This window comes from Mariniphaga anaerophila (assembly GCF_900129025.1).
In the GTDB taxonomy this organism is placed as follows: Bacteria; Bacteroidota; Bacteroidia; order Bacteroidales; family Prolixibacteraceae; genus Mariniphaga; species Mariniphaga anaerophila.
This window is the reverse complement of the sequence record NZ_FQUM01000002.1, coordinates 534,452-559,335: the sequence shown is the minus strand read 5'-3', so window position 1 is coordinate 559,335 and position 24,884 is coordinate 534,452. Positions and strand designations below refer to the sequence as shown.

Annotated in this window: 20 protein-coding genes; 12 read left to right on the top strand and 8 right to left on the bottom strand. The window is 43.4% G+C overall.

Annotation, left to right across the window (positions count from 1 at the left end; all coding sequences use genetic code 11):
• Nucleotides 1–92: 92 nt before the first annotated feature.
• From BUB08_RS05480 to BUB08_RS05460, 5 genes are all read right to left on the bottom strand, one after another.
• Complete coding sequence (locus BUB08_RS05480) at nt 93–641, bottom strand: lipocalin family protein (protein ID WP_083570597.1); 549 nt, start codon at nt 639–641, stop codon at nt 93–95.
• Between the two features lie 12 nt (nt 642–653).
• The gene (locus BUB08_RS05475) at nt 654–1,847 is read right to left on the bottom strand and encodes an AGE family epimerase/isomerase (protein ID WP_083570596.1); all 1,194 of its coding nucleotides are present in this window, start codon (nt 1,845–1,847) and stop codon (nt 654–656) included.
• Nucleotides 1,848–1,894: 47 nt separating this feature from the next.
• Nucleotides 1,895–2,899, bottom strand: a complete 1,005-nt coding sequence (locus BUB08_RS05470) for a Gfo/Idh/MocA family protein (RefSeq protein ID WP_072999897.1) — start codon at nt 2,897–2,899, stop codon at nt 1,895–1,897.
• Nucleotides 2,900–3,028: 129 nt separating this feature from the next.
• Nucleotides 3,029–4,207 (bottom strand): glycoside hydrolase family 130 protein, encoded by a 1,179-nt coding sequence (locus BUB08_RS05465; protein ID WP_072999632.1) that lies wholly within the window; start codon nt 4,205–4,207, stop codon nt 3,029–3,031.
• A 44-nt stretch (nt 4,208–4,251) separates the two neighbouring features.
• Nucleotides 4,252–6,081, bottom strand: coding sequence for a sodium:solute symporter family protein (locus BUB08_RS05460; protein WP_072999630.1), 1,830 nt, complete (start codon nt 6,079–6,081; stop codon nt 4,252–4,254).
• A gap of 212 nt (nt 6,082–6,293) precedes the next feature.
• On the opposite strand from BUB08_RS05460, the gene BUB08_RS05455 reads away from it, so the two are divergent.
• From BUB08_RS05455 to BUB08_RS05445, 3 genes are read left to right on the top strand one after another with little or no spacing between them, the layout of a single operon-like run.
• A complete protein-coding gene (locus tag BUB08_RS05455; protein WP_072999628.1) occupies nt 6,294–7,772 on the top strand; it encodes an MFS transporter in 1,479 nt (492 codons plus the stop codon).
• 38 nt (nt 7,773–7,810) lie between these two features.
• On the top strand, nt 7,811–8,953 hold the full coding sequence (locus tag BUB08_RS05450; protein ID WP_072999626.1) for an endo-1,4-beta-xylanase: 1,143 nt from the start codon (nt 7,811–7,813) through the stop codon (nt 8,951–8,953).
• Nucleotides 8,954–8,966: 13 nt separating this feature from the next.
• On the top strand, nt 8,967–9,938 hold the full coding sequence (locus tag BUB08_RS05445; protein ID WP_072999624.1) for a glycoside hydrolase family 43 protein: 972 nt from the start codon (nt 8,967–8,969) through the stop codon (nt 9,936–9,938).
• Between the two features lie 8 nt (nt 9,939–9,946).
• On the opposite strand, the gene BUB08_RS05440 is transcribed toward BUB08_RS05445, so the two are convergent.
• Entirely contained in the window at nt 9,947–10,390 is a 444-nt protein-coding gene (locus BUB08_RS05440; RefSeq protein WP_217651564.1) for a type I restriction enzyme HsdR N-terminal domain-containing protein, read from the bottom strand.
• Between the two features lie 115 nt (nt 10,391–10,505).
• On the opposite strand from BUB08_RS05440, the gene BUB08_RS05435 reads away from it, so the two are divergent.
• The 4 genes from BUB08_RS05435 to BUB08_RS05420 all read left to right on the top strand — a co-directional run bounded on the left by BUB08_RS05435 (nt 10,506) and on the right by BUB08_RS05420 (nt 13,732).
• Nucleotides 10,506–11,276, top strand: a complete 771-nt coding sequence (locus BUB08_RS05435) for an AMP nucleosidase (protein ID WP_072999622.1) — start codon at nt 10,506–10,508, stop codon at nt 11,274–11,276.
• A 1-nt stretch (nt 11,277) separates the two neighbouring features.
• Nucleotides 11,278–12,279: a DNA polymerase III subunit delta gene (gene holA / locus BUB08_RS05430; protein ID WP_072999620.1), complete on the top strand. Its 1,002-nt coding sequence runs from the start codon at nt 11,278–11,280 to the stop codon at nt 12,277–12,279.
• Complete coding sequence (locus BUB08_RS05425; RefSeq protein ID WP_072999619.1) at nt 12,279–12,887, top strand: rhomboid family intramembrane serine protease; 609 nt, start codon at nt 12,279–12,281, stop codon at nt 12,885–12,887. Before holA ends, BUB08_RS05425 begins: the two co-directional genes overlap by 1 nt.
• Before the next feature lie 122 nt (nt 12,888–13,009).
• Nucleotides 13,010–13,732, top strand: coding sequence for a hypothetical protein (locus BUB08_RS05420; RefSeq protein WP_072999617.1), 723 nt, complete (start codon nt 13,010–13,012; stop codon nt 13,730–13,732).
• A gap of 131 nt (nt 13,733–13,863) precedes the next feature.
• Here the strand turns inward: BUB08_RS05420 and BUB08_RS05415 are convergent, their stop codons facing one another.
• Complete coding sequence (locus BUB08_RS05415) at nt 13,864–15,468, bottom strand: fumarate hydratase (protein ID WP_072999615.1); 1,605 nt, start codon at nt 15,466–15,468, stop codon at nt 13,864–13,866.
• A 146-nt stretch (nt 15,469–15,614) separates the two neighbouring features.
• Between BUB08_RS05415 and BUB08_RS05410 the strand changes: the two genes are divergently transcribed.
• Nucleotides 15,615–17,141: an alpha/beta hydrolase gene (locus tag BUB08_RS05410; RefSeq protein WP_072999613.1), complete on the top strand. Its 1,527-nt coding sequence runs from the start codon at nt 15,615–15,617 to the stop codon at nt 17,139–17,141.
• Nucleotides 17,142–17,181: 40 nt separating this feature from the next.
• On the opposite strand, the gene BUB08_RS05405 is transcribed toward BUB08_RS05410, so the two are convergent.
• The gene (locus tag BUB08_RS05405) at nt 17,182–19,089 is read right to left on the bottom strand and encodes a RecQ family ATP-dependent DNA helicase (protein ID WP_072999612.1); all 1,908 of its coding nucleotides are present in this window, start codon (nt 19,087–19,089) and stop codon (nt 17,182–17,184) included.
• A gap of 181 nt (nt 19,090–19,270) precedes the next feature.
• On the opposite strand from BUB08_RS05405, the gene guaB reads away from it, so the two are divergent.
• The 4 genes from guaB to BUB08_RS05385 are packed head-to-tail and all read left to right on the top strand — an operon-like array spanning nt 19,271 to nt 24,871.
• The gene (guaB, locus tag BUB08_RS05400; protein WP_072999610.1) at nt 19,271–20,743 is read left to right on the top strand and encodes an IMP dehydrogenase; all 1,473 of its coding nucleotides are present in this window, start codon (nt 19,271–19,273) and stop codon (nt 20,741–20,743) included.
• Between the two features lie 13 nt (nt 20,744–20,756).
• Nucleotides 20,757–22,655 carry a peptidylprolyl isomerase gene (locus BUB08_RS05395; protein WP_072999608.1) on the top strand — a complete coding sequence of 633 codons (1,899 nt, stop codon included), beginning with the start codon at nt 20,757–20,759 and terminating at the stop codon, nt 22,653–22,655.
• The gene (locus tag BUB08_RS05390; protein WP_072999606.1) at nt 22,648–23,526 is read left to right on the top strand and encodes a hypothetical protein; all 879 of its coding nucleotides are present in this window, start codon (nt 22,648–22,650) and stop codon (nt 23,524–23,526) included. The genes BUB08_RS05395 and BUB08_RS05390 overlap by 8 nt, the downstream gene beginning before the upstream one ends.
• Complete coding sequence (locus BUB08_RS05385; RefSeq protein ID WP_072999604.1) at nt 23,513–24,871, top strand: peptidylprolyl isomerase; 1,359 nt, start codon at nt 23,513–23,515, stop codon at nt 24,869–24,871. The genes BUB08_RS05390 and BUB08_RS05385 overlap by 14 nt, the downstream gene beginning before the upstream one ends.
• The last annotated feature ends 13 nt before the right edge of the window (nt 24,872–24,884 follow it).

Here is a 24,884-nt window from a genome sequence, read left to right as displayed (position 1 = left end):
AAATCCAATCCAAAAGTAGGAATAATCCCAATAGAGAAATATTTCTTTATTAAAATTATGTAAAAATTAACCGAAATTTAAAATTGAAGGAATTATTTCTTTTGTTCAACCCAAATAAGATTTCCGACATTATAACCGCGCTCTGCTGCTTTTTGCAAAACGATATCCAACTCCGGCTTATCGAGAGATGGCGTCCGGCTTAAGATCCAAAGATATTTATCAGAAGAGGAGCCGATTAAAGCCCACTGATAATTTTCATCCAGTTCCAGAATGTAATAATCGGCGTAGAAAAAGAGGAAGAATGCGACCTTCAGTTTTCCGGGAGACTCAGGATTTGGCTGCTTTGCTTTCCCCTTCGCTTCGCTGTATTTTCCGTCCAGCGAATTTTTATACCCGGCGTTAACAACGACAATTTTTCCATCAGGACGCAGCTGGTAAGTGGCAGTTACCCCAACCAGGCCGCGCTCAAACGAATGGTCGAACCGGGCAATTTCGTACCATGTTCCCATGTACCTTTCGAGATCGAGTTTCTGTATTGTTGAGAAATCCACAGTTTTGTTTTTATCATTTTGGCATCCGGCCGGCAAAAGCGCAAAAAACGAAGAAAACACCAGCAGGAATTTCAACACAATTTTTGACATATTTAATCCATTTTACCGGATCAAGGTATCAATTCTGCGCATCATTTCCAAGCACATCCTCCCGTTATGATAAGGGGCCTTCCATCCGTTTACTTTATCTGTAGTCAGCGGGTGCAAATCTTTTGACACCCCCCAAAACCATTCGCCATTTTTCTTATCGATAATACATTTCTGAATGAATTGCCAACTGCGTTTTGAGCACTCCAGGTATTCCTCTTTTTTGGTCAGCTGCCAGGCATTAAAAAAGCCCACTACGCTTTCTGCCTGCGGCCACCAGTCGAACTGCTCCATTAAACGGTCAGCCTCTTTTTCATAATACATTCCACCGTGTTCAGCAAAACCTTCGTCGCGTGTAACGCCGGCCATTTTTACAGCAATCTGTTCAACTTCTTCAATAACTTTCGGATCGCCCAACACCTCCGCAGCTTCGCACAGCAGCCAGCTTCCTTCAATGTCGTGCCCGTAAGAATCAATTTCAGAACGAACAGTCCAGTCGGCATCAAAAAACAGACGGAAATGCCACGTTTCCTCGTTTATAATTTTGTCTGAAAAAATTTGAATAAGCTGCCGCAACTTCTTTTCTGAATCTTCTGTTTTCCAAATGCGATACAAATTGGTGTAAGCTTCCAGAATATGCAAATGGGTGTTCATTGACTTTTTCACATCCAAATTCTGCGGACTAAGATACTGGTCGTCGGCACTTTTCCAATCTGCCGTTGTTACTTCGAAATACCCGCCAAAATCAGAATCGCAGGCAAACTTTTCCATCAACATAAACACGGATATTGCCAGTTGTTTTGCTTTCTCGTCGTGAAAAGCCAGGTAATATTCCGACAAAGCGTAAATAAAAAACGCTTGTGCATAAAACTGTTTTTTAGTGTCAACCGGTTTTCCGTCTGGAAAAATATTCCAATAAATACCACCATTCTGATTATCCCAAAAGGAAGTTTGCAGAATACGAAAAGCTTCGTCTGCCATTTTTTTGTAAGCTGCGGTAGAATAAAAATGATAAGCAGCCGAAAACGTCCACATTATCCGCGTAACAAAAACAGCCGAAAGCGGAGCTTCTGCAAATCGTTCGCCTTGGTTTGTAATGCGACCGAAAAAAGTACCCCGGGTTGCATCATAAACATTATCCACCCAGTAATTCAGCACATTATCTACCAATTCATTTTCAAACTGTTTTCTGAGATTATGCCAGTTCATATTAAATTTTGTTAGCGGCAAGGCACTCCTTGTCTGTATATTTTATTCTATCTGAACATGTTTTTATCCCGCCCCGGAAAAAATGCTCCGGCATCAATCCGAATACGATCCAGAACTTCCATCAGGTCGAGACTCATCTGCCACGGCATTCGTTCGCTCTCAATTTTCCCGGCATCGAGGCATTCCATCACATGACCCGCTTCGTACTGGTATCCGAATCCTTCTTTGTGTTCCGAAGGCCAGGTCTGCGTTTCCCCGCCCTCTTTCCATATTGTTATGTTGGTTGGCACAAACCATTTCGGGTTCAGCACCATGTATCCTTTTTCGAAACAATATTCAGTTTGTGTAGGCGAATACCCGGCAAAACTGGAGGTGAGACTGGCCATTTCCCCGCCGTTGTATTTGAAAATCATGTTCAGCGTTTCCTCGGAGCCGGTGGGGCTAAAATCGGCAAACGTTTTAATCATCTCCGGTTTTCCCAACGAAGTAAGTGCGGCAAACACCGGGTAAATTCCAATATCCAGCAAAGAACCGCCGCCAAGGGCAACGTTATAAAGCCGCCTTTGAGGATCGAAAGGCCCGTTAAATGCAAAATCGGAACGAACTATTTTTAGCTTGCCCAACTCTTCGGAGCGAATAATTTCCATTGCTTTTTGGAAACTCGGCTGGAACATCGTCCAAAAAGCTTCCATCAAAAATGTATTGTTCTCTTTGGCGCAGGCAATCATCTCTTCTGCCTCCTGTTTGTTCAGGGCGAAAGCTTTTTCGCATAAAACCGCTTTTTTGTGGTTCAGGCAAAGCATGGCGTGCTCGTGATGATGCGAATGAGGAGTAGCAACGTAAACCACATCTACATCAGGATCGGCAACCAACTGTTCGTAATTGCCATACGCTTTTTCGTAACCAAATTCCGCTGCAAAATCCTGTGCTTTCTGCAAACTGCGCGATGCAGCGGCATACAGATTTGCATTGGGCAGCAGTTTTAAATCTTTACTGAATTTGCTTGCAATATGTCCACAGCCGAGAACGGCCCAATTGTATTTCTTTTTCATTTTTAAATTTTCGGCAAAGTTAACGATTCCCTTAAGCTGAAACCGCGTACCATGCAAAACAACCTTTATCTCGTTACTGACAAACAGTTTTCAGAATTAGCTAACACCTTCTTAAATATCTTAAAACGATTAGCTATTCCTGTCAATCAGCTCATTGATTTTCTTTACACTTTCAGCGGAACGCAATCCATCTTCGGGCGTATTCAAACAATAATCCACCAATTGCTCAATGGTCGATGTGGCCACGTGCATTCTGGTGTCGGATGAGGCGTAATAAATAAAAACCTCATCATTTTCATTTCGAATCCATCCGTTGGAAAAAAGTACATTAGACACGTCACCCACACGCTCCTCTCCTTCGGGCGCCATAAAATAACCTCCCGGGCAGGCAATTACTTTCGAGGGATCATCCAACTCCGTCATAAAAAGGTAGAGCACATAACGCAATCCGGCAGCACAGCCACGAACGCCGTGAGCCAGATGCAGCCACCCTTTTTCCGTTTTTAGCGGCGCTGGCCCCTGCCCGTTTTTCAACTCCTTTATGGTGTGATAAATTTTTTCGTCGATAATCTCTTCGTGGGGCGCGTCAGCCTTTGTAATGTCATCAACCAAAGCCCAGCCGATACCGCCACCTCCGCCAACTTCGATAAATCCGTCTTGCGGGCGGGTATAAAAAGCGTACTTCCCTTCTACAAATTCCGGGTGCAGCACCAGGTTTCGCTGTTGCCCGTGGTGAGATACAAAATCGGGAAGCCTCTCCCACTCTTTCAAATCTTTTGTTCGGGCAATACCGCCGCTTGCCGTTGCCATAGAAGTGTCACCTTTTGGCGCCGACGGGTCTTTCCTTTCAGAGCAAAAAATGCCGTAAATCCAACCGTCTTCATGCTGTACCAACCGAATATCGTACACATTAATATCAGGCTCGTTGGTTTCGGGCATTGTAACCGGGCGGTTCCAAAAACGCCAGTTATCAATTCCATTCGGACTTTCGGCAATGGCAAAAAAGGATTTCCTGTCCCAACCCTCAACCCTGGCTGCCATTAAATATTTTCCATCGAGATAAATGGCACCACTATTAAATGCTGCATTTATGCCAATCCGCTGCATTAAAAACGGGTTAGTTTCGTAATTCAAATCGTATCTCCATTCCAGCGGTGCATGAAGACCGGTGAGAACCGGGCGTTTGTAGCGAAAATAAATTCCGTTGTAATTTTTGGTCACCGGTTTATTCTTCCTGGCCAACAGTTCTTCATGCTCTTTTTTCAGTTTCTTCAGCCTTTTATCAAACTCTTTTTTCGAAGGAGTCATATCGTATCAATTTATGTTTTTCTATTTTTAGTTTTGAACACACGCTATTTTTCCGGCAAGGTATCCCACCATGTTTTCTTCAGAATGAAACCACAAACAACCGTAATAATTATGGTAATCCAGATTGGAAGCACTTCTTTCAGCACAATATAAATGGGAAGCGCTACCAATGCGGTTTGGGTAATAGTGCCAATTACCACGTTAAACATATCGCGCTTAAAGTTTTTATTGGGTACAAAATCCGGATCTTCGGCCATCACTTTCTGTTTAACCGGCCCCCAGAAACCCCACGGCCGAACAGTCCGGTAAAACTCTTTTAATGTTTCCTCATCGGTTGGTTTGGTAAGGAAAGTGCCCAACAATGCTCCCGCTATTGAAATCAGAAGCAACCACGGGAAGTAGTACAAATCCAGAGTTTCTGAAAAAACATACGGAAAAATCAGCGCGGGAATCAGGCCGGTAACCATACCCCAGAAATAGCCGTAACCGTTAAATCGCCACCAGTACCATTTCAGCACATTTGAAACCACGTAACTTCCGTAAAGTGCAGAGACAATCCATTGCAGCATGCTGTTTACATCCTGTGCGAATACGCCAAAAATAATACTGATAATTACCACCACCACTCCGGTAATGTAATTCATATTCCGAACTTCGATGTTGGATGCCTCTGGTTTTACATGGCGCAGGTAAATGTCATTCACTATGTACGCCTGAGCAGCATTCAGCGTTCCGGCAAACGTAGAGTTGAATGCGGCCAAAAGCCCAGCCAGCAGCAATCCCATAAAACCCACTGGCACAAATTCGGAAATAGCAGAAGGCAAAATTTGCTCAAAATCAATTTGCCCGGCAACCATCAGATTCAGCCGGTCGTAATATAAAATTCCAAGAACGGCAAAACCGGCAATCATAAAATACCGGATGGGCATTAACACAACAGAAACAAAACCACTCATTTTAGCCGCATCTTTTGGCGACTTGGTCGAAAGTATTTTTTGCATATCGTAAGTTGGCGCCGGACCGGCAATTGACACCAGAATTCCTTTAAACACCATCATCATAAAAAAGATGGAAAACAACGAGTATCCATCGCTTGCAATTTTGGTGTTTACTTCATCAATTATTCCACGCCAGTCGAGGTCATCCAGCCGCCACCCGAAAAACGGCGAATGCCAGCCTTCCGGAACATTGAGCGTTTCCACAGACATGGCTTTCATTGCCAAAACGCCGATTAAAATAGCGGAGATAGTCATTATAATATACTGCAACACATCGGCCCACACAATGCTGGACATTCCACCCAAAACAGCATAAAACACAGCGAAAAGTGTGAATGCAATCCCGTAAATGTGCGGCACATATTCCAATGGAACTTCAAACGGCAGGTGTGGCGCTACAATATCCCAGGGGATGAATATCATCACGAATTTTCCCAGCCCAATAAATCCGTAGGCCAGGTACCCCAGACACATAATAAGTGCAAAAACCACAACCACGCCATGGGAAAGATTGCTGTCGCGACTGCGGCCAAACCGGGTGTTGATCCACTCGGCTCCTGTTGTTACTTTTGAACGACGCAGCCAGATACTGAGAAAAACCATCAGAAAAATCTGATTGAAAACCGGCCATAGCCAGGGAATCCAAATACTTTTCAACCCGTAAACAAAAAGCAATGTTACCAGCCACATCGTTCCGGAAATATCAAACATCCCCGATGCGTTAGACAACCCCAACATATACCAGGGAAGCTTGTTTCCGCCAAGCAAATAATTGGCTTTGCTTTTTTGTGCAACCTTTTTAAGAATAAGCCCGATAAATACAGTGGCAAGGAGATAAACGAAAATAATGACAATATCAACAGCAGTTAGTTTCATTGCTCAGATGATTAGTTTCAGGTTTTATAAAAAATACAGATTTATTCGTTGTTGTTAAAAGTACAATTTTACAACAAATAATTGGCTTCGTTACAAAATATTTCAAGAAAAAAAGTGAAATAAGCGCCCTTGTTACTGTAATAATTACAATCTAAAATCTTATCTTTAAGTATTCTAAATCAAAAGTGTAGTCAAATTAAACCGTAAGACCAATGAAACCAGTTTCTCAAAAAATCTCAGTCCTCGAAAAAATCGGTTACAGTTTAGGCGATCTTTCCGCGAACCTGATTTTTCAGACACTCATGACCTTTCTGGCCTACTTTTACACCGATGTTTACAAAGTACCGCCGGCAGCCGCTTCGGCAATTATTTTTGCAGGCGGAATGGTAGGTGCATTTTTCAATCCGGTAATGGGGGCAATCGCCGACCGCACCATTACCCGTTGGGGAAAATTCCGCCCGTGGATTTTGTGGACTGCTGTTCCATTTGGAATTTTCGCAATTCTGGCGTTCAGCACACCTCATTTCAGCGAATCCGGAAAAATTATTTATGCGCTGGTAACCTACATTCTACTGGTGCTTATTTATGCGGCAAACAACACGCCTTATTCTGCGCTCAGTGGCGTAATTACCGGAAGCATGGCCGAACGAAACAGCATCTCGTCATACCGGTTTACGGCAGTTATGATTGCCCAGTTTATTGTGCAGGTACTTTTACTCCCGCTGGTTCTCATTCTTGGCGATGGCGACAAAACTGCGGGCTTTGAGAAAACAATGACCATTTTTGCAGTTGTCGGGGTGATCTTCTTCATTATTACTTTTTTAACTACCAGAGAACGTATTGTTCCGGACAAAGAACAGGAGTCGAGCGTAAAGCAGGACTTAAAAGACCTGGCCCGCAACAAGCCATGGATTGCCATGCTCATTCTCACCGTTTTCGTTTTTATCACCCTCGCCCTCAAGGGCGGAATGTATGTTTACTACTTCAAATATTACCTGAGCGAACCGCACCTGGCCGCCTTTCTGGATGACTGCGGATTTAACAGTTTCATTAACGGGTTAAACAACGTGCTCGTAAATATGGGGTTTGTCGGGTTTCAGTGGCCCGAAGATGCACCCACTTCAGGATTCAGCGTGTTTAATGCTGCCGGAATTATTTTTATGATTGTGGGTATCGCCGTTTCCAAACGACTGGCCGACAAATACGGAAAAAGAGAAGTGTTTGGCATTGGATTGTTTCTTTCGGCTCTGAGCCTTCTGGCTTTCATTTTTTACTCACCAACAGCAATATTTCTCGTTTACATCAGCCAGATTCTACACGGATTTTTTTACGGCCTTACAATTCCGCTGCTTTGGGCAATGATTGCAGATGTGGCTGACTATTCTGAATGGAAAAATAACCGTCGTGCTACAGGAATAATATTTTCTGCCATGGTGTTCGGGCTGAAAGCAGGACTGAGCATAGGCGGGGCACTCGTGGCCGGAATTCTTGCAATATTCGGATACAACGAACAACTGCTCACTCAACTGCCCGAAACAATAAACGGAATTAAACTTTCCGTAAGTATTTTTCCGACGATTACGTTTTTGATTGGTGTCGCATGTCTCTTCTTTTACGAGATCAACAAAAAAATGGAAGACCGGATTGAGAAAGAACTAGTTACCCGCCGCGAACAGAAATCAGATACCTGAAATCATTTTTGAATGGCAATAACTTAATACTTTAACCAATGAAACAATTCATAAAAACTCAGTCGCTTTTCTCCCTGCTATTCTTACTTACCTTTTTCTCAGCCGCGGCATCGAACCCGGCCGGGAGTGATAAATCGCTAAAAGAAGCGCTCGAAGGCAAATTTTATATTGGCACTGCCGTAAATTCATGGCTAATAAACGGCGGAGATGCGAAGTCCCTTGAAATCGTAAAAAAACATTTCAACTCAATTGTGGCAGAAAACTGCATGAAAAGCGAAAACATTCATCCAGAAGAAGGAAAATTCCATTTTAAACAGCCTGATAAAATTGTTGAGTTCGGAGAAGCAAACAACATGTTTATTGTAGGACACACGCTCATCTGGCACTCACAGGCGCCCAAATGGTTTTTTATTGATAAAGACGGGAATGATGTCAGCCGGGACGTTTTAATTGAAAGGATGCGTTTTCACATTTCTGAAGTTGTAGGGCGGTACAAAGGCCGTGTTCACGGATGGGATGTGGTAAACGAAGCAATTAACGACGATGGCTCTTACAGGGAAAGCAAGTTTTACCAGATAATCGGAGAAGATTACGTTGAACTGGCTTTTAAGTTTGCGGCAGAAGCCGACCCCAATACTGAGCTTTATTACAACGACTACGGAATGGCTAACCCGGGAAGACGCGCCGGAGTTATAAAAATGGTTGAAAAACTCCAGGCCAAAGGAATAAAAATTGATGGAATTGGAATGCAGGGACACCTGAACCTGGAAAGCCTCTCTGTTGATGAAGTAGAAAAAAGCATTGTAGCATTTTCAAAAACAGGATTGCCCGTTTTAATAACCGAATTCGACCTTACTATTCTGCCGTGGCCCACCAACCGAAGCCAAACTGCCGACATTGCCATGCGGGCAGAATACGAACAGCGCATGAATCCTTACGCCGATGGTTTTACCAAAGAAGCCCTGACAGAATGGAGCGACAAATGCACCGAGCTTTTCCGAATGTTTTTGAAACATCACGACAAAATAAGCCGGGTAACAACCTGGGGAGTAACCGACAACCATTCGTGGAAAAACAACTGGCCAATTCCCGGAAGAACAGATTATCCGCTGCTTTTCGACCGCAATTACCAACCCAAACCGGTTGTTCAGACAATTATTGAAGAAGCTTCGAAATACTAGTTAAACAATCAAAATGAAGAAAAAAAGATACCTCGTTGATCACCTGTTTACTGCCGACCCGTCGGCCCATGTTTTCAACGGCAAAATATACATTTATCCGTCGCACGACATTGATGCAGGCATTCCCGAAAATGACCTCGGCGACCATTTTGACATGCGCGACTACCACGTTTTCTCCATGGATTCGGTGGACGGCCCGGTAACCGACCACGGCGTTGCGCTCGACGTTAAAAATGTTCCCTGGGCCGGACGCCAAATGTGGGCTCCCGATGCAGCTTACAAAAACGGAAAATACTATTTTTATTTTCCGCTGAAGGATAAAAATGATATTTTCCGTATTGGCGTGGCTGTGGGAGAAAACCCGGAAGGCCCGTTTATTCCTCTGGAAAATCCCATAAAAGGAAGTTTCAGTATCGACCCTGCCGTGCTGGACGATGGAGACGGAAACTTTTACATCTACTTTGGAGGTTTGTGGGGCGGGCAGTTGCAGCGCTACCGAAACAACAAAGCCATTGAGTGCGGCAACGAGCCAAAAGACGACGAACCAGCATTGTGTGCCCGTGTTGCCAAACTAACCGACAACATGACGGAGTTTGCAGAAGAGCCGCGCGACGTTATTATTCTAGACGAAAACGGCACCCCGTTAAAAGCAGGAGACCACGAACGCCGCTATTTCGAAGGGCCCTGGATGCACAAATACAATGGGAAATACTACTTTTCTTACTCCACCGGAAATACCCACCTGCTCTGTTACGCAATAGGCGACAATCCTTACGGGCCATTCACTTATAAAGGAGTTATACTGACTCCGGTTGTGGGATGGACAACCCACCACTCCATTGTGGAGTTTAACGGGAAGTGGTACCTGTTTCACCACGACAGCAAACCGTCAGGCGGAAAAACCTGGCTGCGAAGCATTAAAGTGGTTGAACTGGAATACAACAACGACGGCACCATAAAAACCATTGACGGTCTGGCTGAGTAAAAATCAATTCAAAATTCCGGGATTTCTTTCAAAAAAGAGTAGCTGTTTGTTGAATAGTTTACTTCGCAAACGTAGTGCTGCAATCCGTTTGAAACCACAACCCTTTCTACTTTTAAAGCCATGTTGTAGCGCACAACCTGGTCAAAAGTATCCTGCGATATTTTTACTGAAGGAGCTTTAAATTCTGCAATTAATAGCGGTCGTCCGTTTCTCCGGTAAACCAGCAAATCAAACCTGAAAAGCTTTCCGTTTAGCGTAATTTGTTTCTCCACCGCCATGAGTTGTTCCGGGTATTTTCGTTCTTCAATAAGGTATCGGATAAAGTTTTGCCGCACCCACTCTTCCGGTGTTAACGAGACAAACCGTTTCCGAACCGAATCAAAAATATACTTTTTGGCCCCCTCTTCTTTTATCCTGAATTTATAAGCCGGAAGATTTAACTCCTGCATCATTTAATATTCTTTTTAACTTCAACACAAATATTGCAGGCCAACAGGAAAAATGTACTTTTGTGTTAACCTGCTACTGTGAACAAAATAAACTATTCTGTTTTAATTTATAAAAAACATGAAGACAAAAAAGGAAATAGTTGATAACTGGCTTCCCCGCTACACGGGCAAACAGCTGGAAGAGTTTGGCGAATACATACTGCTCACCAACTTTTCCAATTACGTAGAAAAATTCTCTCTCCGTTTTGAGGTGCCCATTATGGGAAGTGACAAAAACATGCCTAACGCAACAGCAGAGGGAATTACAATTATTAATTTCGGCATGGGTAGCCCAAACGCTGCAACCGTAATGGACTTGCTGAGTGCAGTAAAACCCAAAGGAGTGCTTTTTCTGGGAAAATGCGGCGGGTTGAAAAAGAAAAACCAACTGGGTGATTTCATTCTGCCGATAGCGGCAATTCGAAACGAAGGAACATCTTCGGACTATTTGCCAAAAGAAGTTCCGGCACTGCCTGCGTTTAATATTCAGCGGGCTGTTTCCCACGTACTGCGAAACAGCGGACACGACTATTGGACGGGAGTTGTATACACCACCAACCGGCGCGTGTGGGAGTTCGACAACAAATTTAAAAAATACCTTACAAAAACCCGGGCAATGGCCATTGATATGGAAACGGCCACCCTTTTTACCGTGGGATTTGCCAACAAAATACCAACCGGAGCCTTGCTTTTGGTTTCTGACCAGCCCATGATTTCTGCGGGAGTAAAAACACGCGAAAGCGATAAACTTGTATCGCTCAAATATGTTGACGTGCATATTCAGGCAGGAATTGACGCGCTTCTGGAAATCAAAAACAACGGACTATCAGTCAAACACTTAAAATTTTAATATGGATTTTGAAGCCATTATTAAAAACCTCAAACAAAAGGTTTACCATCCCATTTATTTGCTTCAGGGAGAAGAACCCTATTTTATTGATCAGGTTTCAAACTACATAGAAAAAAACGTACTTCCGGAAGCAGAAAAAGGATTTAACCAGACTATTTTTTACGGGAAAGACACCGAAACACGGACTATTGCAGAAGCATCGCTGCGCTACCCAATGATGTCTGAAAAACAGGTAATTATCGTAAAAGAAGCTCAAAGCCTGAAAAAAATCGAAGACCTCACTCCTTACGCTGAGCATCCGCTTGCTTCAACCATTTTGGTTCTCAATTACAAATACAAAAACCTGGATGCCCGCACTAAACTGTACAAAGCCATTAAATCGAAAGGCGTTGTGCTGAGTACGAAAAAACTGTATGAAAGCCAAATACCTGCGTGGATTGGAAGCTACCTGAAAAGGCATGAATATACAATTACGCCGCAAGCCAGCCAAATTTTAACCGACTCGCTCGGTAACGAGCTGGGCAAAATTGCCAACGAGCTTAACAAGTTGGTTATTGCAGTAAAAGACACTAAGCAGATAACACCTGAGCACATCGAAAAAAACATTGGCCTGAGTAAGGATTTTAACCTTTTTGAATTGCAGGATGCTCTGGGCAGCAGAAACGTTTTCAAGGCGAACCAAATAATTAACTACTTTGGTTCAAACCCGCAGCAACACCCTATTCAGATGACCATTGCAACGCTATTCAGTTACTTTTCAAAAATATTTGCCTACCATTTTCTTAAAGATAAATCGGAACAGGGAGCAGCAAGAACCATGGGAGGGCACCCGTTTTACATCCGGAAAATTATTGCCGCAGCAAAAAAATACAATCCCACCAAGCTGTACGAAATTATCGGGCTTCTGCGTGAATACGATTTAAAAAGCAAAGGGATGGGCGTTTCTACCCTTACCGACACAGCCGAGCTCCAAAAAGAAATGATATACAAAATATTACATTGATGATTACCTACCTTATTATTGGAATAACTGCCATTGTATCGTTCCTAGCTTTCCAGAATGTTTCGCTCATGGAAAAGCTGCAGTTTAATGCTGCGCAGGTCATTCACCGCAAACAATATTACCGCCTCATCTCCCACGCGTTTGTACATATTAGCTGGACCCACCTGATAGTGAACATGCTGGTTCTGTATTTTTTCGGGAGAAACGTAGAAAACTATTTCAGTTACTTTTTCGGAAACAGAGCCGACTTTTCTTTCATTGCGCTGTACATTGGTGGCATTCTGGTTTCCAATGCCTGGAGCCTCATAAAACACCAAAACGATTACTACTACAATGCAGTGGGTGCCTCAGGTGCTGTTTCGGCGGTGCTTTTTGCTTTTATTTTTCTTGATCCGTGGGAAAAACTTTACCTGTTTGCCATCATTCCAATTCCCGGAATTGTTTTCGGGGTAGGTTACCTCATCTATTCCTACCAGATGGGCAAACGCAAATCTGACAATATTGCCCACGATGCACATTTTCTGGGCGCTGTGTTCGGGTTTATATTTCCAATTCTTCTAAAGCCGGAATTATTCAGCCGGTTTATCGATCTTTTACCAAATTTTTAAAATGAATATCGGTACAGATTAAGCGAAAATCCTTATTCTGAAAAAGCATTTTTAAATCGATAAAATCGTTTTCCATTTGAAAATAGTTTAAAAGAACTCACTAATTTTTGCACAAAAAGCAGATGAAAATTCTCAAAGGTTTATTTTCGACTTTCCTGTTTATGATTTGTATAATGCCGGCAAACTCGCAGATAAGCAGTACATCCGGGCTGGATTTTAAGAATATCTACGAGAACGAAGACGACGACACCGACCAGCAGGAAAAAAACAGCATAAAAATATACGCGGGGACATCACTCAATTCCGAAGGCCGCTTTTTCTCCGGTTTTTTGGGAGCTGAATATGAAATCAAAATGCACGACTTTCTCGGACTCGGACTCAACCTTAAATCAGGAAAACAATCGCTGAACGATGAAGAATTATGGGGAACCTCGGCCAGCTACGAACCGGTTTTTAAAGGATGGCAACTTTTCGATGCTGACATGACTGCACTAACTGTTGCGCCAAAATTCTACCTGCTCCTGGACAATGAAACGGGGCTTCGCCTTTTTGCAGAGGCCGGAATGGGAATTTATTTTATGAAATCGGAAGGAAAACTGATTGACGAAAACGAAAAGGTGATGTTCTCCGGAGAACAAAAATTCAACGCCCAATTCTATTACAACATCAATGCCGGAGTAGAAATGCGCTTATTAAAAAAGCTTTCCATGGGAGTTGCCCTGGGTGGAGAAAATGCTGATTTCAGCAACGCGTACAAAAGGTTAAAATGGAACGAAACAACGCAAAAATCGGGTGCTCCGTCGGCCGAACTTCAATATACATTCTACGCAAAATTTCACTTTTAACAGACTTCTTTTACAGGGTGCTCAACCACAAAAAAATTCCATCTTCAAACTGTTTTCTGCATCAAAACAAGCTTAAAGATGGAATTAACAGTGCGATTACACACTTATAAAATCAACTTCTTATCTCTAGACTACAGTTGTTTAAAGAAATCGTTTCCTTTATCGTCCACAATTATAAAAGCCGGGAAATTTTCCACTTTAATTTTCCGAACAGCTTCCATTCCCAAATCAGGGAAATCGATTACTTCAACCGATTTTATACTGTTTTTAGCCAAAATAGCTGCGGGGCCACCAATGGAACCCAGGTAAAAACCACCATGTTTTTTACAAGCCGCTGTTACCTGCAACGAGCGGTTTCCTTTAGCCAGCATAACCATTGAACCGCCGTGGTTCATAAACTCATCAACATACGGATCCATCCGGCCGGCAGTAGTTGGGCCAAAGCTTCCGGAAGCCATTCCTTTCGGCGTTTTGGCCGGACCGGCGTAATAAACCGGATGTTTTTTGAAATATTCCGGCATGGGTTTGCCTTCGTCAATCATCTTCTTAATCTGCGCATGGGCAATATCGCGGGCAACAATCAATGTTCCGCTCAGGTTCAGCCTTGTTTTCACCGGATGTTTTGTCAACTCCTTCAAAATATCTTCCATCGGTTGGTCGAGGTTGATGTCGACAGCAGGTTGCAAATGAGGTGCTTCTTTTGGCAGGAAGCGGGCAGGATTTTTTTCCAGTTTTTCAAGGAAAATTCCATCGGCGGTAATTTTTGCCTTAATATTACGGTCGGCACTGCAGCTTACGCCCAATCCAACGGGACACGAAGCAGCATGCCGCGGCAAACGAATTACCCGAACATCATGAACAAAATATTTTCCACCAAACTGAGCTCCGATTCCGCTCTTGTGGCAAATTTCTTCCACTTTCTTTTCCCATTCCAAATCACGGAAGGCCTGGCCACCTTCATTTCCTTCGGTTGGTAAATTATCGAAATAACCTGCTGATGCTTTTTTAACTGCTGACAGCGTTGCTTCTGCTGAAGTACCGCCAACAACCAGCGCCAAGTGGTACGGAGGACAAGCCGATGTACCCAAATCATTAATTTTTTCCTTCACAAATTTGGTCAGGTTTTCTTCGGTCAGCAACGACTTCGTCTGCTGGTACAAAAAGGTTTTATTTCCGGAGCCACCGCCTTTTGTAATAAAAAGAAACTCGTAGCTGCTGCCTTCTTCGGCGTAAATATCGATTTGTCCGGGGAGGTTGGTGCCGGTGTTCTTTTCGTCGAACATGCTAAAAGGCACAACTTGCGAATACCTTAAATTTTTGTTTTCGTAGGTATTGTAAATGCCCTGCGACAGGTGTTTGGCATCGTTTACTCCGGTAAACACGTTTTCTCCTTTTTTACCGATAACAATTGCTGTTCCGGTATCCTGGCAGGTAGGCAGTTCTCCTTCGGCAGCCACCACCTGATTTAACAACATGGTATGTGCTACAAAACGATCGTTGTCAGTGGCTTCCGGGTCTTCCAGAATTTTTGCCAGTTTTTCCAAATGAGAGGCGCGCAAATAAAACGAAACATCGGTAAAAGCCTCGCGGGCAAGTAACTCCAATCCTTCGGGAGCAACTTTCAACAACTTACGGCCATCGCATTCAACAACGGATACAAAATCTTTGGTGAGTAACCGGTATTCGGTATCATCTTTAAGTATTGGAAACGGTTTCTGGTATATAAAATCTGCCATTTTTTGAATTGTTTAAATTGAATTTGCTACAAATATATAAACTATTCGCTGGTTTGCTTTGAACATTTCTGCGACCAAAGAAGGGTTTAACAAAATTTTCTAAATTTGACAGGAATTCAGTTTTCCAATCTCCTGAAAAGTTGAATATGATAAAAACAGCCTTTCTTTCAATTGCATGCGTTTTCCAGCTCATAATACAAAGCCAGGCGCAAACAGGTTCGCTTACTGTTACAACAAGTGTTGCCGAAGAAGTATTAAAAGATTTCAAATCCGACGGGCGAATTTTCCTTTTTGTGAGCACCAGCCGGATGAGCCAACCACGCAAAAACACCTGGCCAAGCCACAACAACATGATTTTTGCCACCAACCTGAAAGGCTGGAACCCGGGCAAATTATTTACATTCAATTCAGAAGCACAACTGACCAAATCGGTTGATATTCCGCTCAACGAGATTCCTGCCGGGAATTACACGGTGCAGGTACTTTGGGTTCAGAATCGGGAAGAATCGAACATTAACGCGCCGGGCAATTTGTACAGCGAATCGGTTCAAATAAACCTGAACGGAGAACAATCTGTTGTATTGCCACTGAAAATCAAAACAGAACCTCAAGAACTTGCGGAGCACCCTCTATTAAAAGAAGTTAACATTAAAAGCAAAGTGCTTTCCAAATGGTGGAAGAAAGAAAAAAGGTTAAAAGCTGCAGTGTTGCTTCCCGCATCCTTTTATGACGAGCCCAATCGCAAATACCCGGTGCGCTACAACATTGCTGGCTACGGAGGACGATACACACGTGCCAACAGTTATGTGCAGTGGAACAAGTCATTTCTCGATTGGTGGCAGTCGGACGAAGCGCCACAAATAATAAATGTTTTTCTGGATGGAGAAGGCCCGTTTGGCGATTGTTACCAGCTCGATTCGGACAACAGTGGCCCCTACGGAAAAGCACTTACAACAGAACTGATTCCGTATATCGAAGAGCAGTTTCGCGGATGGGGAACTCCCGAATCTCGATTTGTTGACGGATGCAGTACCGGCGGATGGGTTTCGCTGGCGTTGCAGCTTTTTTACCCCGACTTTTTCGGAGGGTGTTTCTCGTACAGCGCCGACCCGGTTGATTTGGAGAATTTTCAGCTAATCAATATTTACCGCGACGAAAACGCTTACACAAATGAGTACGGCTACCTTCGCCCCATTGTCAGGGGAAATTCGGGAGAACCGGTTGTTTCGCAAAAAGACTTTATTCAGTTTGAAAATGTTTTGGGATGGAACGATACCTACACCACTTCCGGTGGACAATTTAGCGCATTTACCGCGCTGTACAGCCCTAAAGGAAAAGACGGATTGCCCCGGCCGTTGTTTCATCCGCAAACCGGAGAAATCGATCGTGAAGTAGCGGAGCACTGGCGCAAATACGATTTGAAACATTACGTAGAAGCCAACTGGAAAAAACTCGGGCCTAAAATCCGGGGGAAAATTTGGATATGGATGGGCGACATGGATAATTTTTACCTGAACCCTGCCATGCGGGCATTCGACAAAATGCTGCAAAAAATGGAAAATCCAAAGTCCGACGCAATTATTCAGTTTTCGCCCATGAGCGGACATTGTGACGGCTACAACGACCGTGACGTTTTGATGCAAATCAATGAAAAATGGAAAAGCTATTTTTAAGCTGAAGATGGTTTCTGCATTTCAAAAAAGGACGGAGTTTTCAAATATCCTCACTCCACTCCAGCTTCCTGTCAACACGGGTTACCACATTATTATTATCCAGCAACCACCTCAAAACTTCCATTGCTTTTTCGCGGTTTCCTTTCAGTTTTAACAAAAGCGTTTCATAGGAACAGGGAGTTTCCAGAACCTTTTTTACCTGTTTGCTTATGTCGGTAAACTCAAACGAACTCAGCCCAATTTTATGCATCGCCTTGCACACATCGCACGTGCCGCATTCGGGCGAATCATCTTCTCCAAAATATTGCAAGAGCAACTGGCTTCTGCAGGTGGTTGTGCTGGTAGCATAATGAATCACAGAATTCACCCTTTCCAGAAAATCTTTTTTCCGAAAATCGTAATTCTCTTTCGAAATCTTAAGCCGGCTCAGGCTGATTCGTTCTTTACTGAAATAAACCAGTGGCGTTCGGTTACGCGGCACATAATCAATTATTTTTGATTTGCGGAGGTGCTTCAAATAGCTGTAAACTTTTTCCTGATCAATTCCTGCCCATCTGGCAAGCAACTCTTCGTCAATATTTACATAGCCGTTAAAAAGGCCTGTGTATGAACGCAACACCAGTTTTATAAACGAATCGACAGCGGCATTGGCAACCTGAAATTTGTACAGTTCGTCGCGCGAAACCGCAAAATAAATGCGCGAAGGATTATCTACCTCTTCGGAAAACTCCACATAGCCTTCCCGTTGCAGAATTTTCAAACTGCTGTAAATCATCGTCTGCTGAAATTTAAACGTTTGGGCAAAATCCTGAATGCTAAATTCAAACGACTGCCCTTTTCCGTATCCTTCAGCAACCTGAAGGTAATTGCACAACGCCTGGTAAATTCGCTTAATATTATCTACCGCAGGAAAAGCAACCGAAACATGCTTTTTTAACTTGGTTTGGTCGGCCTTGTTAAACAACAACACCGCCGCAGCCTTTTTCCCGTCGCGGCCTGCCCTGCCCGCTTCCTGAAAATAGGCTTCCAAAGAATCGGGCGGATCTACGTGAATTACAAAACGCACATCGGGCTTGTCGATCCCCATACCAAAAGCATTGGTGGCGACAATCACCCGCGTTTTTCCGGACAACCACTCGTCCTGCTTTTCGCTACGCACCCATGAACTCAACCCGGCATGATAAAAATCGGCTGCAACACCATTCTTCTTCAATTCTGCTGCTATTTCGCGGGTACCTTTTCGGCTACGTACATATACTACTCCGGAGCCTTTCACATTTTTCAGGCTGTTGAGCAAATATCCCGCTTTATTCTCCCGGGAACGCACCAAATAGGTCAGGTTCTCGCGCTGAAACGACATGCTCAGCACGTTGTGTTTTTCAAACCCCAGCCTGTCCTGAATATCCTCTACCACTTTTGGAGTTGCAGTGGCAGTCAGGGCAAGAAAATTCACATCGGGTAACAGTTCGCGCAGCTGAACAATATTCAGGTAACTCGGCCTAAAATCGTAACCCCACTGCGAAATACAATGCGCTTCGTCGACTGCAATCAGGTTAACATCCATTTTAGCCAGGCGCTCCTTAAAATACTCCGAGTTCAGCCTTTCCGGCGAAACATAAAGAAATTTATATTTTCCCCACACGGCATTATCCAGCGTAACCCTGATTTCCATGTGCGACATACCACTGTGAATTTTCAGCGCCTTAATTCCCTTTTTGGCAAGGTTCTCCACCTGGTCTTTCATCAGGGCAATAAGCGGCGTTACCACAATGCAAATCCCTTCCTTCGAAAGCGAAAAAACCTGAAAAGTGATAGACTTTCCTCCGCCGGTTGGCATCAGCCCCAGTGTATCTTTTCCGGCTGCAACCGATTTGATAATATCCAGCTGCAACGGCCTGAAGTTATCATACCCCCAGTAACGGTTCAATATTTGCTCAAAACTCTCCATTTAATAAATCAGCATGCTTCTTTTTTAACTGAACCAGCTGCCGGTAAAATTAATATTTCCTGCTGATTAATAGGTTTAACAATTTTTATTATTATGAAAGTCGGCATTCTGCATCTATTTAAACAGCAATAACCTAATTTTTTGTAATTTTGCGCTTCAATTTTAATTAAAAAAGTAGCCCATGTCATTTCTTTCCGACAAAGTAATTTTTGAAGGCTTAACATTCGACGATGTTCTTTTAGTTCCTTCATATTCAGAAGTTTTACCCCGAGAAGTAGAGCTCACATCCCACTTTACACGCTCTATTAAAATAAATGCTCCTATTGTAACAGCCGCCATGGATACAGTTACTGAACACAAAATGGCTATTGCCATTGCCCGGGAAGGTGGTATTGGCGTTATCCATAAAAACATGGATATTGAAGAGCAGGCTCATCAGGTAACTACTGTAAAAAGAGCTGAAAACGGGATGATTTACGACCCAATAACCATTACTCAGGAAAAAACAGTTGCCGATGCGTTGGGAATTATGTCGCTCTATAAAATAGGCGGAATTCCGGTAGTCGACAAGGATAACCATTTGCAAGGGATTGTCACCAACCGCGACCTACGGTTCGAAAAAGACATGAAGCGCCCCATAAAACAGGTTATGACCAGTAAAAATCTGGTAACTACCACCGAATCTACCGACCTGGAAAAAGCAGCTGAAATTCTTCAGCATTACAAAATTGAAAAACTGCCGGTAGTTGACAAAAACAATAAATTAATTGGCCTGGTTACATATAAAGATATTACCAAAGCCAAGGACAAACCGCTGGCTTGCAAAGACGAAAAAGGCCGGTTAAGAGTAGCTGCCGGAATTGGCATTGCCGGAGATACCATGGAACGTGTGGACGAGCTGATTAAAGCACAGGTTGATGCGCTGGTTCTCGACACTGCACACGGACACTCCAGAGGAGTAGTGGAAATGCTGAAAAAAATTAAAGCAAAATACCCCGAAAAAGATATTGTTGCCGGGAACATTGGAACAGGAGAAGCTGCCAAAGCACTTGTTAATGCAGGAGCCGACGCAGTAAAAGTTGGAATTGGCCCCGGGTCTATTTGTACCACACGTATTATTGCCGGTGTTGGTATTCCCCAGCTTTCAGCAATTTATGCGGTATCAAAAGCCATTAAAGGCAGCGGAGCACCGGTAATTGCCGACGGCGGAATTCGTTATTCTGGAGATATTGTTAAAGCCATTGCTGCCGGCGCCAACTCGGTTATGGCAGGAGGCCTGTTTGCCGGTGTTGAAGAATCACCCGGCGAAACCATTCTCTACCAGGGACGGAAATTCAAATCGTACCGCGGAATGGGTTCTCTGGAAGCAATGCAAAAAGGTTCGAAAGACCGCTATTTCCAGGATATGGAAGAAGACATCAAAAAACTCGTACCCGAAGGAATTGCTGCACGTGTACCTTACAAAGGAACTTTATATGAAGTTTTGTACCAGCTACTTGGCGGACTGAGAGCCGGCATGGGATATTGTGGCTCAAGAAATATCGAACAATTGCACCTGGCTAAATTCACAAGAATTACCAGTGCAGGAGTGCTGGAAAGTCACCCGCACGATGTTGCCATTACCCGCGAGGCACCAAACTACAGTAGCAGATAAATGAATAACTGGTATGAAAGGGATATTTCTATCGCTTGTTTTTGCAACGACATTTTCTTTTTTCAATCTGGCTGAAGCGCAAAAAAAAGAAGTGCTTATTAAGATTGGCAACACAGAAATTACAAAGCAGGAATTCGAACGGATCTACCGGAAGAACAACCAGAATCTGTTGGATCAGGCAGACGTAAAATCGCCGAAAGATTACTTGGATCTGTATGTCAATTTTAAGTTGAAAGTGGTTGAGGCCATGGATTTGAAAATGGATACAATCAGCTCATTCAGAGAAGAGCTGGCCGGATACAGGAAAGAGCTTGCTGCTCCGTACCTTACCGACATGCAATACGATGAGCAACTCATTGAAGAATTGCATCGGCGTATGCAAAAAGAGGTGGACGCTAGTCATATCCTTTTCAGATTACCGGAAGATGCTACTCCGGAACAGGAACAAGCCGCTCGAAATAAAGCGCTTAATGTACGGGAAGAAATTCTGAATGGAAGGAACTTTGGCAACGCGGCCATTGAATACAGCGAAGATCCTTCAGCAAAATCCAACAAAGGGCATCTGGGATATTTCACGGCATTTCAAATGGTAACCCCGTTTGAAAATGCAGCGTTTACCACGCCTGTCGGTGAAATTTCTGAACCGGTGCGTTCGGCGTTTGGGTACCATCTCATACAGGTACATGATGTACGCAAAAACAAGGGCGAAATTCAGGTGGCACACATCATGAAAATGTTTCCGCAGGAAGAAACAGGGTTCGACAAAACGCAAATGAAATCTGAAATCGACTCCATTTACCGGGCGCTGCTCAACGGGGCAGATTTTGCAGAAATGGCTCAAAACCATTCAGACGACAAGCGATCGGCCGCGCAAGGCGGAAAAATGGCTTGGTTTTCTGCCGGAAGGATGATTCCGGAATTTGCAACGCCCGCTTTTGCCCTGAAAAACATTGGTGATATTTCTGAACCAATAGTGACCGATTATGGGTTTCACATCATAAAAAAGCTGGGCGAAAAACCGGTGCCTTCGCTCGAAGAAGTCCGTGCCGACATTGAAGCCCGGATTAAAAGGGATCCCGAACGGAGCAACAGCACCCGTAAAGTTTTTATCGACAAACTGAAAAAAGAGTACGGTTTTGAAGAGAATATCGACAATCTTCAGAAAATACAATCAGCAAAAATCGGAAAAGACCAACCGGAAAACCTGCTTCTGTTTTCATTTGCCGGCAAAGATTTTCTTACCGAAGATTTTACACGCTACCTTCAGAATAAAAACATTACAACCGGAAATTATTCGAACCATTTTAATGAATGGACCGACGCCGAAATAATTGCGTTTGAAGATTCGCAGCTCGAAAAAAAATATCCCGACTTTAACTACCTGATGCAGGAGTACCACGACGGACTTTTGCTGTTCAATATTATGGACGAAAAAGTGTGGAGCTTTGCAACACAAGACAGCACCGGGCTGGAAGCTTTTTACAACAAAAGCAAAGGAGAGTTCAAATGGGGAGAACGTTTTAAAGGGTTGGTTATTTCCTGTAAAAATGAAGCAGCAAGGCAGGAAGCCGAAAACTATTTTGAAGCAAATATGCCTCCGACGGAAATAGAAGATTTAATTAACAAAGAAGAGCAACTCATACGAATTGAATCAGGCGCCTGGGAAAAAGGCACTAACTCAACCGTAGATTATTACGTTTGGAACGGAACAAAACCGGCCGGGTTTAATCCCGAACTTACATTTGTAAGAGGCGATGTTTTCCCTCCTGAACCAAAAACGCTGGACGAAGCAAGGGGCCTTTACATTTCTGAATACCAAAATTACCTGGAGCAAAACTGGATAAAAGCACTACGAAAAAAATACAAAATAAAAGTCAACAAAAAACTACTGAAATCGATACCGAATGTTTAGGCGTTTTTTCAAATACTATTTTTTGTTTGTAGCTGCTTTGGTAGTTTTCGGGTGTGAACACAACAGACCCGACAACCAAAAAGTAGTTGCTAAAGTTGGCGAGAAAAAATTATTTCTCTCCGAGGTAGCTGCTGTAATTCCCAACAATCTGGCACCGGAAGACAGTGCTGCAATGGCCGGCGATTACATGAGAAAATGGGTAAGGCAGGAACTAGTTTTGCAAAAAGCAGAAGAAAACCTTTCGTCGGAATTGAAAGATGTTTCCCGCGAACTTCAGGAATACCGAAACTCACTAATTGTGTTCAGGTATAAAAACGAATTAATGGCGCAACGCATGGATACCACGGTTAGTAATTCGAAAATAATGGATTACTATTCGAAAAACGCCGAAAATTTCAAACTGGCAAAGGCCATTGTAAAAGCAATTTTCATGAAGGTTCCGGCTGATTTTGCAAACCCCGAAACGTTAAAAGACCTGGCCAGTGACACATCTGCGCCCGGCATTGACGAAATACGCGACTACTGCCTGCAATACGCTAAAAGTTTTGCAATATATGCCGACAAATGGATTGAACTGGACGCGGTAATGCAAAACATTCCGATTACAATAGAAAATCCGGAGCAGTTTCTGCCCCGAAACCAGTTTATTGAATATGCCGACTCCAGCTACTATTACCTGGTTGCCATTCAGGACTACATGCTGAAAAATGAACAAGGTCCGGTAGATTATGTGCAGGATAACATTAAAAGTTTAATTTTGAACCGTAGAAAAATTACATTCTTGAAAGAATTAGAAGACAACATCTTTCAGGAAGGAGTTAATAGAAACAATTTTAAAATTTATAATTCAGAAACAGATGAGACAAAATAACGCATTACAAATAGCAGTTTTTGCACTATTTGCCATTTTTGCAACAAACAGTGTTTTTGCCCAGGACAAAGTGGTAGACCAGATTGTTGCAGTAGTTGGCGGAAATATTGTGCTAAAGTCTGACATCGAAAAAATGTACATGGATCAGCAGGCGCAGGGAATAACTTCTGACGGCGACATGAAATGCGAAATCCTCGAAAATTTCCTCATCGATAAGTTGCTTGTTGCAGAAGCCGAACTGGATACGCTTATTGAAGTTACCGACAGCCAGGTAAACCAGCAGATGGACGGACAGATTCAAATGTACGTGGCACACTTCGGTTCAGAAAATGCCGTGGAGAGCTTCTTCAAAAAACCGATTGCCGACATCAAAGCAGAAATGCGACTGGTAATTCGGGATCAGCTGTTGAGTTCACAAATGCGTAACAAAATCATTCAGGACATTACGGTTACTCCGTCTGAAGTTCGCCAGTTTTTCCGCACCCTGCCCGAAGAGGAAGTTCCGATAATTCCGACGCAGTACGAATATGCACAGATTACCATGCGTCCGGAAATAGAGCTGGAAGAAGAAAACCGCGTAAAAGCTGAACTTCGTGAGTTGAAAAAAAGAATAGAAGGAGGCTCAAGTTTTGCTGCCATGGCCGTTCTGTATTCTGAAGGGCCGTCTGCAGGAAACGGTGGAGAAATCGGCTACCTGGGACGTGCCCAGCTCGACCCTGAATATGCCGCAGCGGCATTCAACCTGAGAGGAGACAAAGTTTCAAATGTGGTAAAAAGTGAATTTGGGTATCATATTATTCAGCTCATTGACAGACGCGGCGACAAAGTAAATACCCGCCATATTTTGATGACACCAAAAGTTTCTCCGGAGGCAAAAGAACTGGCCGTTAGCAGGCTGGACAGTCTGGCAAACCTAATCCGCAAAGAAGAAATTTCGTTTGCCCAGGCAGCAGCACGGTTTTCATCAGACAAAAACACAAGAAATAACGGCGGGCTGGCCATCAACCCAAATACATTGTCATCAAAATTCACACTGGAAGAGTTGGAAGGAAACGTAAGTAAGGTAGTTTCCACGCTCAAAATCGGGGAAATCTCCGACCCCATTGAAACCGTTGATTCAGAAAGCCGGCAATCAGTTTACACCATCATTAAAATGGTAGATAAAATTGAAGGGCACAAAGCAAACCTGCAAAACGACTACCAGCAATTGTCTGATTTATTTCTTGCTAAAAAACGAGAAGAAACACTGCAAAAATGGATTGCAGACAAACAGGCTCAAACGTATATCAGAATTGATAACACCTACGCTAACTGCAATTTCGAATTCGACAACTGGGTAAAATAATCCGATACCCCCT